This window comes from Novosphingobium sp. (assembly GCF_019748365.1).
In the GTDB taxonomy this organism is placed as follows: domain Bacteria; phylum Pseudomonadota; class Alphaproteobacteria; order Sphingomonadales; family Sphingomonadaceae; genus Novosphingobium.
Genome location: NZ_JAIEPN010000003.1, coordinates 54,870 through 71,793 on the forward strand (window position 1 = coordinate 54,870; position 16,924 = coordinate 71,793).

17 protein-coding genes are annotated in these 16,924 nt (G+C 62.6%); 10 read left to right on the forward strand and 7 right to left on the reverse strand.

From position 1 onward, the window contains the following. The first annotated feature begins 4 nt into the window (after nt 1–4). The 4 genes from tilS to K5Q19_RS00475 all read left to right on the forward strand — a co-directional run bounded on the left by tilS (nt 5) and on the right by K5Q19_RS00475 (nt 3,681). Nucleotides 5–970, forward strand: a complete 966-nt coding sequence (gene tilS, locus K5Q19_RS00460; protein ID WP_292939672.1) for a tRNA lysidine(34) synthetase TilS — start codon at nt 5–7, stop codon at nt 968–970. Nucleotides 971–1,062: 92 nt separating this feature from the next. Next, complete coding sequence (gene ftsH, locus K5Q19_RS00465) at nt 1,063–3,003, forward strand: ATP-dependent zinc metalloprotease FtsH (protein WP_292939674.1); 1,941 nt, start codon at nt 1,063–1,065, stop codon at nt 3,001–3,003. Between the two features lie 19 nt (nt 3,004–3,022). Further along, entirely contained in the window at nt 3,023–3,232 is a 210-nt protein-coding gene (locus tag K5Q19_RS00470) for a hypothetical protein (RefSeq protein WP_292939677.1), read from the forward strand. 155 nt (nt 3,233–3,387) lie between these two features. Continuing rightward, nucleotides 3,388–3,681, forward strand: a complete 294-nt coding sequence (locus K5Q19_RS00475; RefSeq protein WP_292939803.1) for a zinc-binding dehydrogenase — start codon at nt 3,388–3,390, stop codon at nt 3,679–3,681. An 89-nt stretch (nt 3,682–3,770) separates the two neighbouring features. On the opposite strand, the gene K5Q19_RS00480 is transcribed toward K5Q19_RS00475, so the two are convergent. Then, a complete protein-coding gene (locus tag K5Q19_RS00480; RefSeq protein WP_292939679.1) occupies nt 3,771–4,802 on the reverse strand; it encodes a DUF3667 domain-containing protein in 1,032 nt (343 codons plus the stop codon). A 237-nt stretch (nt 4,803–5,039) separates the two neighbouring features. On the opposite strand from K5Q19_RS00480, the gene K5Q19_RS00485 reads away from it, so the two are divergent. The 5 genes from K5Q19_RS00485 (at nt 5,040) to K5Q19_RS21930 (ending at nt 9,051) form a co-directional block, all read left to right on the forward strand. Next, nucleotides 5,040–6,614, forward strand: coding sequence for a M23 family metallopeptidase (locus tag K5Q19_RS00485; RefSeq protein WP_292939682.1), 1,575 nt, complete (start codon nt 5,040–5,042; stop codon nt 6,612–6,614). A 52-nt stretch (nt 6,615–6,666) separates the two neighbouring features. After that, nucleotides 6,667–7,662: a porphobilinogen synthase gene (gene hemB / locus K5Q19_RS00490; RefSeq protein WP_292939685.1), complete on the forward strand. Its 996-nt coding sequence runs from the start codon at nt 6,667–6,669 to the stop codon at nt 7,660–7,662. Nucleotides 7,663–7,669: 7 nt separating this feature from the next. Then, a complete protein-coding gene (locus tag K5Q19_RS00495; RefSeq protein WP_292939688.1) occupies nt 7,670–8,203 on the forward strand; it encodes a GNAT family N-acetyltransferase in 534 nt (177 codons plus the stop codon). A gap of 10 nt (nt 8,204–8,213) precedes the next feature. Next, complete coding sequence (locus K5Q19_RS00500; RefSeq protein ID WP_292939691.1) at nt 8,214–8,783, forward strand: gamma carbonic anhydrase family protein; 570 nt, start codon at nt 8,214–8,216, stop codon at nt 8,781–8,783. Between the two features lie 88 nt (nt 8,784–8,871). Next, on the forward strand, nt 8,872–9,051 hold the full coding sequence (locus K5Q19_RS21930) for a DUF167 domain-containing protein (protein WP_365757916.1): 180 nt from the start codon (nt 8,872–8,874) through the stop codon (nt 9,049–9,051). Here K5Q19_RS21930 and K5Q19_RS00510 read toward each other — a convergent pair. The 6 genes from K5Q19_RS00510 to K5Q19_RS00535 all read right to left on the reverse strand — a co-directional run bounded on the left by K5Q19_RS00510 (nt 9,029) and on the right by K5Q19_RS00535 (nt 15,680). Beyond that, entirely contained in the window at nt 9,029–9,667 is a 639-nt protein-coding gene (locus K5Q19_RS00510; RefSeq protein WP_292939697.1) for a YoaK family protein, read from the reverse strand. The two genes, K5Q19_RS21930 and K5Q19_RS00510, sit on opposite strands and share 23 nt — an antisense overlap. A 35-nt stretch (nt 9,668–9,702) precedes the next feature. Beyond that, entirely contained in the window at nt 9,703–10,104 is a 402-nt protein-coding gene (locus K5Q19_RS00515) for a group II truncated hemoglobin (protein ID WP_292939700.1), read from the reverse strand. A 74-nt stretch (nt 10,105–10,178) separates the two neighbouring features. Then, entirely contained in the window at nt 10,179–11,774 is a 1,596-nt protein-coding gene (locus K5Q19_RS00520) for a cisplatin damage response ATP-dependent DNA ligase (RefSeq protein WP_292939703.1), read from the reverse strand. Nucleotides 11,775–11,804: 30 nt separating this feature from the next. Further along, the gene (locus K5Q19_RS00525) at nt 11,805–12,809 is read right to left on the reverse strand and encodes a ligase-associated DNA damage response exonuclease (RefSeq protein WP_292939805.1); all 1,005 of its coding nucleotides are present in this window, start codon (nt 12,807–12,809) and stop codon (nt 11,805–11,807) included. Nucleotides 12,810–12,902: 93 nt separating this feature from the next. Beyond that, the gene (gene clpA / locus K5Q19_RS00530; protein WP_292939706.1) at nt 12,903–15,278 is read right to left on the reverse strand and encodes an ATP-dependent Clp protease ATP-binding subunit ClpA; all 2,376 of its coding nucleotides are present in this window, start codon (nt 15,276–15,278) and stop codon (nt 12,903–12,905) included. Between the two features lie 183 nt (nt 15,279–15,461). Next, nucleotides 15,462–15,680, reverse strand: coding sequence for a DUF1192 domain-containing protein (locus K5Q19_RS00535; protein ID WP_292939709.1), 219 nt, complete (start codon nt 15,678–15,680; stop codon nt 15,462–15,464). Between the two features lie 151 nt (nt 15,681–15,831). Here K5Q19_RS00535 and K5Q19_RS00540 point away from each other — a divergent pair, with 151 nt between their 5' ends. After that, nucleotides 15,832–16,815, forward strand: coding sequence for an NAD(P)H-quinone oxidoreductase (locus K5Q19_RS00540; protein ID WP_292939712.1), 984 nt, complete (start codon nt 15,832–15,834; stop codon nt 16,813–16,815). Nucleotides 16,816–16,924 lie beyond the last annotated feature (109 nt).

Genomic DNA, 16,924 nt, shown 5'->3' on the forward strand with positions numbered 1-16,924 from the left:
TAGCGTGCTGGAAGCCCGTTTCGCTGCCGACTGGCTAGCGATCTGGCCCGAGAAAGCTCCTGTAGGCCTCGCAGTGTCGGGCGGGCCGGACAGCCTCGCCCTCCTGCTTCTTGCGCAAGCCACACTTTCTGGTGCCTTCAAAGTAGCGACAGTCGATCACGGACTGCGACCGGAGAGCGCCGACGAGGCGCGCTACGTTGCCGGAATATGCGCCGACCTCGGCATTCCGCACGAAACCCTGACAATCGCGCTGCTGTCAGGCCCGGCCTTGCAGGAGCGAGCGCGCGAAGCGCGTTATCAGGCGCTTGGTGAATGGGCGGTGCGCCATGGACTGGCTGCGATCGCAACGGCACATCATGCCGACGATCAGGCAGAAACGCTGATGATGCGGCTCTCGCGCGGTGCGGGCGTTCGCGGGCTTGCGGCCATGCGTGCTATTGCCCCTCTGCCGGGGAACCGTGACTGCCTTCTGCTCCGCCCTTTGCTCGGCTGGCGCCGTGACGATCTCGCGAAGATCGTAGTCGCTGCCGGAATCGAGCCGGTGCTTGATCCGTCGAATCGGGATCATCGCTTCGAGCGGGTCAGGATGCGCGCGGTGCTTACCAGCTTGACGGAAATCGATCCTCAGTCGATTGCAGCCAGTGCGCGGCATCTTGCGGAAGCCGATGCAGCCATCGATTGGGCGGCCGAGCATTGCCTGGCGGCGGTGAGAACCACGGGCGGCGTCGCCTGCTGGGATCATCGGGGCGTTCCCCGGGTCGTGGCGCTTCGCGTGCTTGAGCGTATCCTGCTCGATCTGGGCAGCCCGAAGCCGCGTGGAAATGCCCTGGCGCGTTGGCACGACCGTCTCTCCGCAGGCGAGATTGCGACACTCGCCGGGGTGCGCGGCGACGGCCGGAGGGCAGAATGGCGCTTTGCGACCACGCCAAAGCCGCGGCGTGTGCCGGATCCTTGTGAGGGACGTCCCTAGGGGCAAGAAATTCGCGCCGAAGGTTATATTGCGATTCCCCATGGGCGTCCTACATTGGAGAAGCAAAATCATCACGGATCGAAAGCCGCGCCATGAACGACGACCAGCCGCAGGGTAACCCCTGGATCAAGAGCCTCCTGATCTGGGGCGGCATCTTTCTCGCGCTGCTCCTTGTCGTCTCAATGTTCAACACGCGAACTGATCCGGCAGGGACCATGATCCCGTACTCGGACTTCCGCGCCAGTGTCGTGCAGGACAACGTCCGCGACGTGCAGGTCGGTCCAGACCGGATCACCGGCACGCTCAAGAACGATCAGCAGTTCAGCACTGTCCCGGTCCCCGGTGATGTGGAACTGACCAAACTGCTGCAGGAGCATGGCGTGCGCTATGCCGGCAAGGCGCAAGAGGAACCGAACCTTCTGCTCTACATTCTGGCGCAATCGCTGCCGTTCCTGCTGATTCTGGGTGTGGCTTTCTTCGCTCTTCGCCAGGTCCAGAAGGGCGGCGGCTCCGGCGCCATGGGCTTTGGCAAGTCAAAGGCTAAACTGCTGACCGAGCGATCCGGCAAGGTGACCTTCGACGACGTTGCCGGCATCGACGAAGCGCGTGAGGAATTGCAGGAGATCGTGGAGTTCTTGCGCGATCCCAGCCGCTTTTCGAAGCTTGGCGGTCAGATCCCGAAGGGCGCGTTGCTGGTCGGTTCGCCCGGTACCGGCAAGACCTTGCTCGCACGCGCGATTGCCGGCGAGGCAGGCGTACCGTTCTTCACCATTTCCGGCTCGGATTTCGTCGAGATGTTCGTCGGCGTTGGTGCCAGCCGCGTGCGAGACATGTTTGATCAGGCCAAGAAGAACGCGCCCTGCATCGTGTTCATCGACGAGATCGACGCGGTTGGTCGCCACCGTGGCCATGGTCTCGGCAATTCGAATGACGAGCGCGAGCAGACCTTGAACCAGCTTCTCGTCGAGATGGATGGCTTCGAGGCGAATGAGGGCATCATCATCATCGCCGCGACGAACCGGCCGGATGTGCTCGATCCGGCGCTCCTCCGTCCGGGCCGCTTCGATCGTCAGGTTGTCGTTCCGATTCCCGATATCGACGGTCGCGAAAAGATTCTCAGTGTGCACATGAAGAAGGTGCCGCTTGCCCCTGATGTTCTCCCGCGTGTCATCGCGCGCGGAACGCCGGGTTTCTCGGGTGCCGATCTTGCCAACCTCGTCAATGAGGCTGCACTGCTTGCCGCCCGCCGCAACAAGCGGCTGGTTGCCATGCAGGAGTTCGAGGACGCCAAGGACAAGGTCATGATGGGCGCCGAACGCCGCTCGATGGTCATGACCGACGATGAGAAGAAGATGACCGCCTATCACGAGGCGGGGCATGCAATCGTGTCGATCAACGAGGCTGCCTCCGATCCGATTCACAAGGCGACCATCATCCCTCGCGGCCGCGCGCTCGGTATGGTCATGCGCTTGCCGGAGCGGGACAGCTATTCGTATCACCGCGACAAGATGCACGCCAATCTCTCGGTGAGCATGGGTGGTCGTGTCGCTGAGGAGATCATCTTCGGTTACGACAAGGTATCGTCCGGCGCATCGTCGGATATCCAGTATGCGACCAGCCTGGCGCGGAACATGGTGACCAAGTGGGGCATGTCGGACAAGCTGGGACCGCTGCAGTATGAAGAAGCGCAAGAAGGCTATCTCGGCATGGGCGGTTCGCAGCGCACCATGATGTCCGATGAGACCAACAAGCTCATCGACAGCGAGATTCGCACCCTTGTTGACGGCGCGCATGCGCGGGCGACCGAGATTCTCAAGTCCAACGAGGACAAGCTTCATCTCCTGGCGCAGGCGCTGCTGGAGTACGAGACCCTGAGCGGCGAGGAAATTCGGGCCCTGATGGAGAACGGAAAGCTTGACCGGCCGGAGGCCCCGAGTGGCGCCACGCGGCCGGCGACTTCGGCCGGCGCCACGGTGCCCCGCGCTGGACGACGTTTCTCGGGATCAGGCGATCCTCACCCTGCCGGAGCGTAAGCAGAGAAACACAGTCAACATGGGTACCGCCAGCGAGGCGATCGTCATCCGTGGTTATGGCGCGCAGGATGTCATGAAGCTCGTACCCGTCGAGGTCGCTTCGCCTTTGGCTGGCGAACTGCTAATGCACCAGCATGCCGCTTCGGTGAACTTCCACGATATCTACGTTCGCTCGGGCTCCTACCGAACTCTTGACCTGCAGGGCCCGTGGGCACCGTTGCAGCGGTAGGTGAAGGCGTGGCGGAATTCGCAGTCGGTGCTCGCATCGCTTACATCGCCCGGAACTATGGCGGATACCCCCGGATCCGTATCATCAGCGCTGCGCTGGCCGCAGGATGCCATGAAGTCATTCTCTAACGCGAGGAAGACGTTACGGCGTGCGTGATGGCTTTCACGGGCGGCGAAGGTGTCGGCGCGGTCTACGATGCAGTTGGCGCGGACACGTGCGAGAGGTCTCTTGCTTCGCTGGCGATCAAAGGGCACCTCGTTCACTACGGTCAGGCCTCTGGGCCTATACCACCGTTCGACCTGTCGCGGCTTGGCGCAAAGTCGGCGAAAGTTTGGCGACCGTTCCTCTGGCCTTACATCTCGACCCGGGAGACGCTTGCTTGCCGCTTCCCAAAAACGCTTTGCGGCGATGGCGGCAGGGGCATTGCCGGTCACCCTTGGCGGTCGTAGCAACCTCCGCGACGCAGCAAAAGCACATGCCGCGCTTCAGGCGCGCGCTGCCGGCCCGTTCGTTCTCGATTGCTGAAACAGGCTCGGCGTTAGCCTGCGCTTGCTTCTGCCGCGATTGACACGAGATAGATGACCAGCGCCGCCAAGGCGAAGACCAGCAATGCTCCCGTGCGAACAAAGCCCCCCAGCCGGGAGGTGCCGTACGTTCCCCGCAACTGCTTGTACATGTGGATGGGCGGGACCAGGGCCATCAGGCCCGCTACGGGATCGGCACCAAGGGCTCCGGCGATCATGCCGGCTGCGAACAGCAGGGTCATGAAGCTGAGCGAGTAGGTCACGAAGACGGTATGGTCGTACAGATGGAAGCGGCGGCTGAAGGGAAACAGCAGCCAAAGGAACGGGACGGATATCGGCACCAGAGCCCAGCTGTATTTGTACGCGTGGCTCTGCATTTTATAGAGCACCAGCTTGGGATTGCTCTGGGTCTCGTCAATCACCTCATCAAGGATCGAAAAGCCGGTCGAGGAAAGCTTTTCCCCGCCGATTCGACGCATTGCGGAAAGCGCACGTTCCTGCTGCTCGATCTCGGTGTCGAGATCGTCGGTATCGCCGCCCTTCGCTTCCACTTCAGCACGCTTCGCCCGAGTTGCCTTGAGCGACTTCTCCACTTCTGCAGAGCTCTTCGACATCCCGACGTTGATGGCAACCTTGCCATCTTTGCCAAGATCGAGGTCACCGGCAGTCTGCTGGATTACGGCAAACATGATGAAAACGCTGAACAGGAATAGCGCGAGCGGTGAAACGTAGCGCGCGCGGCGCCCGTCGATGTATTCGCGCGTGAGGTTCCCCGGGCGGAAGATAAGCATTGGCAGCGTGCGCAAGATCTTGCCTTCGAAATGGAACACGCCGTGGAGCAGATCGTGGAAGAATGCACCCAATGTGCGATGGACATGCGCTGTCTGGCCGCAATTGTGGCAATGGCTCCCGATCAAGGGCGTGCCGCAGTTCAAACATGCGCTTTCGTGCGTATGCCCATTGTCCACCGCGCCTGCATCGGGTTCGACTGCACGCGCCGCAAGGCCCGCACCGATGGCATCACCCAGTACCTGTGCCTCGCTCATGCCGCCGCAGCCCCGCCTCGTTCAATTCAAACTACAGCCTACGTTAGCCAATCCGCTGCGTGGTGACCATGCCCGCAGAACGGCAAGGCCGGAATGCTCTGGCCCCTTGGTCGTTGAGCTGCATGCCGCAGGTTTACGCCGAATTAACCTTGCGGGTGCAGGGCTGCCAACGTGCTTGCAGTGCGCGGCACCCGGACCGGACGACCGGGTACGGCAGCGGAAAGGGAAGCAACCGGAGTGTTGGGCCCACGTGAGGAATTGGGGCTGGCCGGCTCGGCGACGTTCGGTCGCGCGCGCCCCGCCGTGGTGCCTGCACGTCGCTCGCCCATCCTGCCACCGCCAGAGCCGCCACCGCCTCCAACCTTTCGGGAAAGCAATCACCCAGTTGCAAAGCGGTGGACGCAAGTCTGCCAGCGCATTGAACGCTGGGCGGATCAATACACGCTGGCCCCCGATCTTGCCGAGAATGTCGGCAGTGCGGGATGGTTTGGCGGGCTGGGCCTTATGGTTGGCCTCATCGTGCTTGCGCTGATGTTCTGGCCCCGCTTTGCGCCCCTTGAAGCAGCGCCTCTCACGCCGTTGGACGAAGCATCGCAAGTCGAGTTCCGCGCGCAGTCCCTGCGGCCATTTGCAAAGGGCTCGACGCAGGGGCGCCACTTTGCCGCAACCGAGGCGGTCACACGACTGGCAGCGGCGCCTGAGCGCCCTGAAATCCAGCTTTCCGCAACTATCGGAGAAAACGACAGCCTGCCGCGCATGTTGCAGCGCGCTGGCGTCGGATCAGGCGATGCGGGGCAGATCGCGGCCATGGTCGCCAGCGCCGTCCCCCTTGCGGACCTTGCTCCGGGTACGCGCTTTGCCATCACGCTCGGCCCACGCAGCAACGCGTCGGATCCCCGGCCGCTCATGGCAATCGGCTTTCGTCCGCGCTTCGATCTCGCCATTTCAATCAGCCGACAAGGCGATGGCCTGACGCTTTCCCGCAAGCCGATCGCCGTTGATGTCACACCGCTGCGGATACAGGGACTGGTTGGCACGAGTCTCTACCGGTCTGCTCGGGCGGCAGGGGCGTCTGCTGGCGCTGTCCAAGACTATCTGCGCGCAATCGATCAGGCGATTCCCTTTGAAGAGATCGCGCCGACCGACACGTTCGACCTGGTCGTTTCCTACAAGCACACCGCCGATGGCGAGGGCGAAGCCGGAAATCTGCTCTATGCCGGCGTCGTCCGGTCAGGTCAGCCGCGCGCGCAATTGCTGCGCTGGGGTGCGGATGGAAGCTTTACATCACTGGCAGACCTCGCGGGCGGCGGACAAATTGACTCGGGCCTGTTTGGTGCTCCGGTCAGCGGACATGTGACGTCCGGTTATGGCATGCGTCGTCATCCCATCCTTGGTTATGTGCGCATGCATTCTGGCGTAGATTTCGCGGCGTCCTGGGGTTCGCCAATCTATGCCGTCACCGATGGCCGTGTGGAATATGCTGGGTGGCACGGAGGGCATGGCAACTACGTGCGGCTCGACCACGGCAGCGGCATTGCCACGGGTTACGGCCACATGAGCCGGATCGCCGTCGCGCCGGGGACGACGGTCCGGCGCGGGCAGATCATTGGCTATGTTGGCTCGACCGGCCTCTCCACCGGGGCCCACCTTCACTACGAGGTCTATCGCGGAGGGCAGACTGTGGATCCGTTCTCGATCCGGATGGTCCAGCGCCGTCAGGCGGTGGATCCCAAGCAGGTGGCTGCCTTCAAGGCGCGCTTGCAGGCCCTTCTCTCAGTCCGGCCAGGCGCCATTCTGGGCACGCAGAACTAGGCAGGCGATGTGGCCCGTTGCCCAAAGGTGCTACAACGCCTAGTACGAGCGCATGTCTGCTGGCTATCCCAACATCCGCCTGCGCCGCACCCGCGTCACCGCGTGGAGCCGCGCCCTGCACCGCGAAGTGCTTGTCACTCCTGCTGATCTGATTTGGCCCCTGTTCGTGACGGAAGGCCACGGTATCGAGGATCCGATCGGTTCCCTGCCAGGTGTGTCGCGTTGGTCCGTCGATCTGGTGGCCGAGCGCGCTCGCGAAGCGGCTGCAGCAGGCATTCCTTGTGTTGCACTGTTCCCGAATACGCAGCCGGAACGGCGCAGCGAGGATGGCGTCGAAGCGCTCAACCCCGATAATCTGATGTGCCGGGCGATCAAGGCCATCAAGGACGCGTGCGGAGAATCGCTCGGCGTTCTGACCGATGTCGCTTTGGACCCTTACACCAGCCACGGGCAGGATGGCCTGATTGATGGCGAGGGGTACGTCCTCAACGATGCTACGGTTGATGTGCTCGTCGGGCAGAGCCTCAATCAGGCGGCTGCGGGCGCAGACATCATTGCGCCGTCCGACATGATGGACGGGCGCATTTGTGCGATCCGCGATGCGCTTGAAGGGTCAGGCCATATCAATGTCCAGATCATGGCCTACGCGGCGAAGTATGCCTCCGCATTCTACGGCCCGTTCCGCGATGCAGTCGGATCGCGCGGCCTGCTCAAGGGTAACAAGAAGACCTACCAGATGGATCCCGGCAACGCCGAAGAGGCTCTGCGCGAGGTCGAACTCGATATCGCCGAGGGCGCGGACAGCGTCATGGTCAAGCCCGGCCTGCCCTATCTCGATATCGCACTGCGCGTGAAAGAGGCCTTTCAGGTGCCGGTCTTTGCCTATCAGGTCAGCGGTGAGTACTCGATGATCGAGGCGGCCGTGGCGGCGGGGGCTGGCGACCGCGACGCTCTCGTTCTCGAAACCCTGCTTGCGTTCAAGCGTGCGGGTTGTTCCGGCGTTCTCACCTACCATGCGCTCCACGCAGCGCGTCTGATGGGCGCCTGAAGCCGGGATGATCGAGACAGAGCGGCTTGTTCTGCGCCCCTGGCGCGATGCGTACCGCGAGCCATTCTGGGCCATGGCCTGCGATCCACGGGTGATGGAGTATCTTCCTCCGCTGACCCGTGCTGAAAGTGACGCTGCGGTGGATCGGATGATCTCAATCGAGCGCGAGCACGGTCACGTCTTCTGGGCCTTGGAGCGCAAGGTCGAGGGAGATTTCATCGGCTTTTGCGGCATACTTCCGCCTCGATCGCCTATCTTCGAACATGAGATCGGCTGGCGTCTTGCGCATCACGCCTGGGGGCAGGGCTATGCGCGTGAGGCGGCTGAGGCATCACTGGCCTGGGCGTGGGCCAACCTGCCGGTTACGGCCATCATGGCGATCACCAATCTTGCCAACACGCGCAGCTGGGGCTTGATGGAACGCTTGGGCATGATCCGGTATCCGGATGAGGACTTCGATCATCCCGAACTTGCAGAGGGTGATCCGCTGCGACCGCATATTCTCTACCGAATCCTCAGGCCCCAGCCCAAGGCGGATTGAAGGGAGCGCCATGCATCAGGACGTAACCATCGCGGCCATCCACGGCAAGGCACCGCGTATTCACCCGAGTGCTTTCATCGCACCGGGCTGTCGGATTATCGGTGATGTCGAGATCGGACCGGAGGCGTCAGTCTGGTACAATTGCGTGCTCCGCGCAGATGTGAACCGGATCGTGATCGGCGCGCGTACCAACATTCAGGATGGGACCGTAATCCATTGCGACAGTCCCGATCCGCGTCATCCGCAGGGCTTCCCCACGCTGATCGGAGACGATGTTCTCGTCGGTCACATGGTCATGCTGCATGGCTGCACGTTGGAAGACCGGGCGTTTGTGGGACTTGGTTCGGTGGTAATGAACGGCGCGGTGATCGAGGGTGATGGCATGCTGGCAGCGGGCGCACTGCTCACGCCGGGCAAGCGCGTCGCTTCGCGCCAGCTTTGGGGCGGCCGCCCTGCGGCCTACATGCGCGACCTTACCGATGCAGCCATCCACGAGATGCAACTGGGCGTTGCGCACTATGTTGGCAATGCACATGCCCACAGCACCGCACTGACCGGCCGTGGCGCGACCGAAGACTGATCTTCCCTCCGCCGAGGCACTGCGGTCACTGGCGGACGTCAATGGGCGGCTTTCTGTCAGAGTGACACCGGGTGCGCGAAGCGAGGGGGTGGAGATTGTCTCCGGCCGCGTCCTCATCAAAGTGAGGGCCAAGCCGGAAGAGAGCAAAGCGACTGCCGCAGCCATCGATCTGCTGGGGCAGGTTCTGGCCGTTTCGCCCTCGCAGATTGTCTTGTTGCGCGGCGCAACTTCGCGCGAGAAGCTTTTCAGGATTCCGCTGGCAGCCTGATTGCGGCGAGGGTCATCATTCCCGCCCAGGCTGCCGCGATCCACAGGCAGCCCAGAGGCCACTGGCTTTGGAAGAAAGCGCCCAGCACGGCCCCGATCAGCAGACCTGCCCAAAGCAGCCCCCACTGTATCCATCCCGCCTCTGCCTTGCCTGCGATCCGCAGAGCCAATCCCTGCCCGAGACGAACAAGCGCACCGGTCATGTAGGTCAAGCCAACGGTGACTTCACCGCCGCGTTGAAAGGTATTGTTCGTCACCCCCATAGCCAGCACCAGGGCGGCCGCCATGATCGGCTCATTGCCCAAGGCGCGCGCTGTTGCGCCGATCAGCAAGAGGAACGCGACCGTCCCCAGGATGACCGGCTTGCGGCGACTACCGACGCCGAGCGCCAACAGAGCCCCCAGCGTGACACCGCAGACAAATCCGGCAATCAGCAACGCAGGGATCAACGCCGCGCGCGATCCGGTGCTGAGCGCCACGCCCAGCCTTGTCGAATTGCCGGACATGAATGAGACGAAATAGCCATTGGCTGAAAGGAAGCCGACCGCATCGACGAACCCAGCGAGTCCGGAAAGGGCAATCGCCAGTCTGCGCCGATCTGGATCGTACCTCTGCATGACAGCAATCTAGCCGGTGGTTCGTTTCAGGCCAATCAAGCCTTTGCCATTCCCCTTGCCATCCGGTCCAACACGTCGGCGAGTGCCTCGGCGATTGCAGTATCGCCGGGTGCGGTATCGGCAATAGCATTGCGCATCGCATCGGCCCACTGGGCTGCAGTTTCGTGGTTGATGCCGAACGGAGCGTGCAGGCTTACCATGCATTTGCCCGGATTGGCCTCCCACCATGTGCGTGGGCCTCCACTCCAACCGGCGAGAAACAGCGACAGCGATTCGCGCATGGGCGCCAGATCGGGCGCATGCATGGCTCTCAGCGTCGCGAACGCCGGCTCGGTCTCCATCAGGTCGTAGAAGCGGTCGGTGATCCGGCGCAGAGCAACCAGGCCTCCGATCCGTTCGTAAGGACTGGCAGCGGGTGTTTCGGTCGTCGAGGCCACGAATGCTCACTCCAAAGCGAAAGTACGGCGACCCTCTGCTTGCCAGCCATCGGGGCAAGCTGCCTTGACCGAGATCAAGTTACCAGTGCGCGCAAGGTCTCCAGCCGATCGGCTTCATGCGGGGGTTTGTCCTGTCGAATCCGGTGAATGCGAGGGAAGCGCATTGCCATTCCCGACTTGTGCCGCTTGCTGAGATGGACTGAGTCGAACGCCACTTCGAACACCAGACTGCGGTCCGTTTCCCGTACTGGTCCGTACTTCGCCACCGTGTGCTGCCGAACATGCCGATCGAGGAACCGCAGTTCCTCGTCGGTGAAGCCGAAGTAGGCCTTGCCCACCGGCAGCAACTCCGCTCCGGCATCCGGATCGCCGTTCCAGCAGCCGAACGTAAAGTCGGAGTAGAACGAGGAGCGCTTCCCGGAACCGCGCTGCGCATACATCAGGACGCAATCGATCAGCAGTGGCGCGCGTTTCCACTTGTACCACAGGCCGGCCCGCCGCCCTGCCACGTAGGGCGATTGGCGGTGCTTGAGCATGATGCCTTCGATGGCCGCATCGCGGGCACCGGCGCGGATTTCTGCGAGGGCTTCCATGTCCTGTGCGGCAATGGTCTGAGACAGGTCAAAGCGCGCCGGATCAAGCTGCGGCATGAGCGCTTCAAGCCGGGCTCGCCGCTCTGACCAAGGCTGCTCACGCAGGTCATCGCCGCTCAGCATGAGGACGTCGTAGAGCCGGACAAAGGCAGGCGCGTCCGCCAGCATGGCCTTTGACACCGTTTTTCGGCCAAGCCGCTGCTGCAGCGCGTTGAAGCTGGCCGCACCACCGGCTTCTCCTCCTTGCGCTGCTCCGCGGACAAGGAGTTCGCCATCCAGAACGGCAGGAATGTGCAGCGCGCCTGCGATCTCGGGGAAGCTTGCCGAGATTTCATCTCCACCGCGCGAATAGACCCTCGTTTCGCCGCCGACATGGACGAGTTGAACCCGGATGCCATCCCATTTCCATTCCGCCACATAGTCGGCGAGGCTGATGGCCTCGTTCTCCAGCGGATGGGCGAGCATGAATGGACGGAAGAGCGGCAGCAGATCCGTACGTGGCGGGGGCGCAGTTCCCGTGGCCCAGGCAAAGAGGTCCGCGTATGGCGGTTCCAATCCGTGCCAGTACTCTTCGACCTTATCGACCGACACGGCGAACGCCTGCGCAAAGGCAACTTTGGCCAGACGCGCCGAAATACCAATGCGCAGTGCGCCGGTGGCAAACTTGATCAGCGCATAGCGCCCGGGTGTATCAAGCCTGTCCAGCAGACCGGCCAACACTAGCGGCGCGTTCGAACGCGTGGCTTGTGACATGGCGGCGACGACTTCGCCAAGTGTGGGTGGTGGTTCGAGCGAGCCATTCTCCGGCTCCGGCCAGAGCAGGCTCGCGGTTTCGGCCGTATCGCCCACGAAATCGCGCGAAAGCGTCCACAGGATCGGATCGACCCGATCGGCCATCAGACTCCTGACCGTACCGGCCTTGATCGCTGGAAAATCGACCGCGCCGGTCAGCGCTGCTAGTGCCCAGCCGCGATCCGGATCAGGCGTTTCACGCAGCAATCCTGAAATGAGCTCCAGCTTCTCGTTACGCGAGGGCGTCAGCAACAGGCTGTCGAGAAGGGCTGCAAACCGCTGCATCAGCGCCTGCCGTTTCCGGGAGCGAACGAATCAGTCATCTTCGTCCTCGTAACCGGTCAATGCGAGTGCACGGGCCTTGCGCTGATGCAGTTCGCACCAGCGCAGAAGAGCATCTTCGCGTCCGTGCGTGATCCATGTCTCGCCAGGATTCACCTCGGCAATGGTTGTGGTCAGTTCGTCCCAATCGGCGTGATCCGAGATGACGAGCGGCAGCTCCACGCCGCGCTGGCGCACGCGCTGACGCACGCGCATCCATCCACTGGCCATCGCCGTCAGCGGATCGGGCAGCCGCCGGCTCCAGCGGTCATTGAGTGCGGAAGGCGGGCAGATGACAATTGCACCAGCCAGAGCACTCTTCGGCACGCCGGCAACCGATCGCAGGTTGCCGAGCGGAACGCCCAGCGTCTGATAAAGGCGGCACATCGCCTCCATAGCGCCATGGAGATAGATTGGTTGATCCCAGCCAGCGGCTCGCAGTTCGGCGATGATCCGCTGCGCTTTCCCAAGGGCATATGCGCCCACCAGCACACAACGGTTCGGGTTCGCCTCGCGAGCGGTGAGCAGCTTCGCGATCTCGGTGCTGATCGGCGGATGGCGGAAGACCGGTAAGCCAAATGTGGCCTCGGTTATGAAGAGGTCGCACGGGGTGACAGCAAACGGCGGGCATGTCGGATCCGGACTCCGCTTGTAGTCCCCCGTCACGATCACCCGTTCATCGGCATGCTGTAGAAGGATCTGCGCAGAGCCCAGCACGTGCCCGGCTGGAAGAAAGGTTGCGGTTACCCCCCCGCCGATCGCAATCGGCTCGTGGTAGCGGGCAGTAACCGCCCCGTCCGCGACTCCATAGCGAACCGCCATGATCGCCAGGGTCTCTGAGGTTGCCACGGTCCGGCCATGTCCTCCCCGCGCGTGGTCTGCGTGGCCATGTGTCACCAACGCGTGCTCGACAGGGCGCGCGGGATCGATCCAGGCGTTTGCCGGAACGATGCGGATGCCCATCGGCTCCGCTTTGATCCACGTGAAACAACCGGCCATGATGAAATGAATGCCGGGATAGCCTTCGGGTTGCCAGAGACAAAAAGGGCGGAGACCCGAAGGCTCCGCCCCTTGCTTCAATGGTCGCCGGTATCAGGCTTCATCGGCATTCGGCTCCTCTGCCGTGGCCGACCCGCCCTTGCCCTTGCGCGCCTTCTTCTTGACCAGCTTCGGCGCCGCAGGAGTCAGCTCGAACGAAAGCGCCGTCGGCTTGCCTTCCTCTTCCTTGAGGCTGACATGGACTTCGCCGCCGTTGGCAAGCTTGCCGAACAGCAACTCCTCGGCGAGCGGCTTCTTGACCTTCTCCTGGATGACGCGGCCCATCGGGCGCGCGCCATACAGCCGGTCATAGCCCTGCTTGGCGAGCCAGGCACGGGCATCGCTGTCGAACTGGATGTGCACGTTCTGCTCAGCCAGCTGCAGCTCGAGCTGGAGGATAAACTTGTCAACGACCCGGCTGACGACTTCCGGCGGCAGGTAGGCGAACGGTACAATCGCATCGAGCCGGTTGCGGAATTCGGGGGTGAACATCTTCTTCACCGCCTCATCGCCCGCATCCGCCTTGGACACATCGCCGAAGCCGATCCCCTGCCGCGCCATGTCGCTGGCGCCGGCATTGGTTGTCATGATCAGCACGACGTTGCGGAAGTCGACCGTTTTGCCGTGGTGATCGGTAAGCCGGCCATTATCCATAACCTGCAGCAGGATGTTGAAAAGATCCGGGTGCGCCTTCTCGATCTCGTCGAGCAGCAGGACGCAATGCGGCTGCTGGTCGATCGCATCGGTAAGCAGACCGCCCTGATCGAAGCCGACGTAACCCGGAGGAGCGCCGATCAGGCGGCTCACGGAATGACGTTCCATGTATTCCGACATGTCGAAGCGCTGCAACGGGATACCCATGATCTGGGCAAGGCTGCGCGCCACTTCGGTTTTGCCGACACCGGTGGGGCCGGAGAACAGGAACGAGCCGATCGGCTTGTCCGGATCGCGAAGGCCGGCGCGGCTGAGTTTCATCGCTGAGGACAGGACTTCGATTGCCTTGTCCTGACCGAACACCAGCCGCTTGAGATCGCGGTCGAGATGCTCGAGCACTTTCTTGTCGTCGCTGGAGACAGACTTGGGGGGGATGCGCGCCATCGTCGCGATGACCTGCTCGATCTCGCGCGCGGTAATCACCTTCTTGCGCTTTGAAGGCGGCACCAGCATCTGCATCGCGCCAACTTCGTCGATCACGTCGATCGCCTTGTCCGGCAACTTGCGGTCGTTGATGTAGCGCGCCGAGAGTTCCACCGCGGTTTTGATCGCGTCCGGCGTATAACGAACCTTGTGGTGTTCCTCGAAGGCACTGCGCAGGCCCTTGAGGATCTTGATCGTGTCCTCGATCGTCGGCTCGTTCACATCGATCTTCTGGAACCGGCGCAGCAAGGCGCGGTCTTTCTCGAAGTGATTGCGGAATTCCTTGTAGGTGGTGGAACCGATGCACCGGATCGTGCCGCCCGAGAGTGCAGGCTTGAGGAGGTTGGACGCGTCCATCGCACCGCCACTGGTTGCGCCAGCGCCGATCACCGTGTGTATCTCGTCGATGAACAGGATCGCGTGCGGCATCTTCTCGAGTTCCGACACGACCTGCTTCAGCCGTTCCTCGAAATCACCGCGATAGCGCGTGCCCGCGAGCAGCGCGCCCATGTCGAGCGAGTAGATCACGGCCTCGCTGAGGACCTCCGGTACTTCACCCTCGACGATCTTGCGTGCGAGGCCTTCTGCGATGGCCGTCTTGCCTACGCCAGGATCGCCCACATAGAGCGGGTTGTTCTTGGACCGCCGGCACAAGATCTGGATCGTGCGATCCACTTCGGGGCCGCGGCCGATCAGAGGGTCGACCTTGCCGCTCAGTGCCTTGTCGTTGAGATTGACGGTGAATTGGTCGAGGGCCGAATCCTTTTTCGCGCCGCCCTTGGCGTCGGCCTTCTCTTCCTGCTGTGGCTGAGCTTCCTCGCTGCCCTTGGGGCTGCGGCTTTCGACCTGCCGACCGCCCTTGCCGATGCCGTGGCTGATGAAGCTCACCGCGTCGAGCCGACTCATGTCCTGCTGCTGCAGGAAGTAGACCGCATAAGAGTCGCGCTCGGAAAATAGGGCCACAAGCACGTTGGCGCCTGTCACCGTGTCCTTGCCCGATGACTGGACATGGAGGATGGCGCGCTGGATCACGCGCTGGAAGCCGGCTGTCGGCTGCGGATCGGCCTTGTCCTGCGTCTTGAGCGATTGATATTCCTGGTCGAGGTATTGGCGAACCACCTCGCCAAGATCGCCCAGATCGACGCCGCAGGCCTGCATGACCTGTGCGGCATCGGGGTCGTCGATCAATGCGAGCAGGAGATGCTCCAGAGTCGCATACTCATGGCTGCGCTCCGATGCATTGCTGAGCGCAGAATGCAGCGTTTTCTCAAGGCTTTGCGCGAAACTGGGCATGGCACTTCTTTCTGGTCGGCCGCGGGGTGGCCGAGTTCTGCTGGTTCCCTTGCGGGAGATGAACATGTTTGCGCTTAACCGGGGCTAAACCGAAGCTGCGCAAAAGGGACATCCGGTCGAGCGCAAAGCCCGGCTCAGTGACAATATGGGTACGCCGCCCGCTTACGTGAAGGGCGGCGCCGATCATGATCCACTGCCCTGTGACGAGGGCGTGCCAAATAACGCTTCCGCCGCACGTCGATGCGCCGCGGCCTTGTCGCGATGCGCGACGACGCGGGCGATCTCCGCTTCCAGCAACGCGATCCGCTCGTCGAGTTCGTGGTGCGAATAACTGTCAAGCGTCTCCAAGGCCAGTTGGCTGGCCATATCGCCTTTGGGGCGCGGGCGCTCATCAAGTTCCATCGCGTCACAGTTTGTGACTGCATAAGCCTTGCTGTCAACCGGCTCCGTAGGTACTTGGCGCAGCGAATTGTTTACCAATCGGCGGCGCAATCAAATACCAGACGCGCTGCAGCGGATCAGGGGGCATGGCATGAAGTCGGTACCAGCGACAATGACCGCCGTGGGGTTTGATTCTCCGGGTGCGCCAGATGTGCTGCGGCCGGAAACGTTGCCGGTTCCTGTCCCGGGTGCTGGGCAAGTCCTTCTTCGGGTCGCTTACGCCGGGGTCAATCGACCAGATGTGATCCAGCGTCAGGGCTTTTATCCACCACCGCCCGGCGCTTCTCCCATTCCCGGCCTTGAAGTTGCTGGGCAGGTTGTCGCGATGGGCGATGGCGTCACGACGCCGTTCGTTGGCCAAATGGTCTGCGCATTGGTCGCCGGCGGCGGGTATGCCGAGTATTGCCTGGCCGAGGCGGCCTTGTGCCTGCCTGTCCCAGAGGGGTTGCCGCTTGATCAGGCGGCCGCACTGCCGGAAACGCTGTTTACCGTCTGGCACAATGTTTTCGAACGCGGATGGGCGACCGAAGGCGAGCGCGTCCTTGTGCACGGCGGCACCAGCGGGATCGGTACGATGGCGATCCTGCTCGGCAAGCTGTTCGGTCTTGAGGTGATTGTGACTTGTGGCGGGCCGGACAAGTGTGCAGCTGCGCTGGCACTCGGTGCGGCCTATGCCATCGATTACAAGGCCAGCGATTTTGTCGAGGAAGTCGCGCGAATCACCGATGGTGTCGGCGTCCAGCTCGTGCTCGACATGGTGGCCGGGGACTATGTCGCCCGAAATCTGAAGTGCCTGTCTGAAGATGGTCGGCATGTGACCATTGCGGTGCAAGGCGGTGTACGTGCGGAACTGAACATGGCCGAGGTAATGCGCCGGAGGCTTACGCTTACGGGCTCGACGCTCCGACCGCGATCAAACGAATTCAAGGGTTTGCTGGCAGACGAGATCCACAAGACGGTCTGGCCTCTCGTTGCGGACGGTCAGCTCCGGCCGGTGATGGATATGGCGTTCCCCTTGCGCGAGGCGGCTGCGGCACACGCCCGGATGGAGGCAGGCACCCATATCGGCAAGATCGTCCTCGTGGCGGATCAATAACCTGCAAGGCCAACTTCGCAGCTGAATTGATGGGAATGGGCTTGCCGTGAGCTGCCCTGTCGCCTACATCGCGGGCACGATGGCCGCTCCGCAAGGGGCGGCCCTTATT

Coding starts and splice junctions, on each gene's coding strand:
- K5Q19_RS00500 (WP_292939691.1), top strand. CDS start 8,214: ATGCATCAGGACGTAACCATCGCGGCCATCCACGGCAAGGCACCGCGT.
- K5Q19_RS00520 (WP_292939703.1), bottom strand. CDS start 11,774: ATGCAGCGGTTTGCAGCCCTTCTCGACAGCCTGTTGCTGACGCCCTCG.
- K5Q19_RS00495 (WP_292939688.1), top strand. CDS start 7,670: ATGATCGAGACAGAGCGGCTTGTTCTGCGCCCCTGGCGCGATGCGTAC.
- ftsH (WP_292939674.1), top strand. CDS start 1,063: ATGAACGACGACCAGCCGCAGGGTAACCCCTGGATCAAGAGCCTCCTG.
- K5Q19_RS00475 (WP_292939803.1), top strand. CDS start 3,388: ATGGCTTTCACGGGCGGCGAAGGTGTCGGCGCGGTCTACGATGCAGTT.
- clpA (WP_292939706.1), bottom strand. CDS start 15,278: ATGCCCAGTTTCGCGCAAAGCCTTGAGAAAACGCTGCATTCTGCGCTC.
- K5Q19_RS00480 (WP_292939679.1), bottom strand. CDS start 4,802: ATGAGCGAGGCACAGGTACTGGGTGATGCCATCGGTGCGGGCCTTGCG.
- K5Q19_RS00510 (WP_292939697.1), bottom strand. CDS start 9,667: ATGCAGAGGTACGATCCAGATCGGCGCAGACTGGCGATTGCCCTTTCC.
- K5Q19_RS00540 (WP_292939712.1), top strand. CDS start 15,832: ATGACCGCCGTGGGGTTTGATTCTCCGGGTGCGCCAGATGTGCTGCGG.
- K5Q19_RS00535 (WP_292939709.1), bottom strand. CDS start 15,680: ATGGAACTTGATGAGCGCCCGCGCCCCAAAGGCGATATGGCCAGCCAA.
- K5Q19_RS00525 (WP_292939805.1), bottom strand. CDS start 12,809: ATGGCCGGTTGTTTCACGTGGATCAAAGCGGAGCCGATGGGCATCCGC.
- hemB (WP_292939685.1), top strand. CDS start 6,667: ATGTCTGCTGGCTATCCCAACATCCGCCTGCGCCGCACCCGCGTCACC.
- K5Q19_RS00470 (WP_292939677.1), top strand. CDS start 3,023: ATGGGTACCGCCAGCGAGGCGATCGTCATCCGTGGTTATGGCGCGCAG.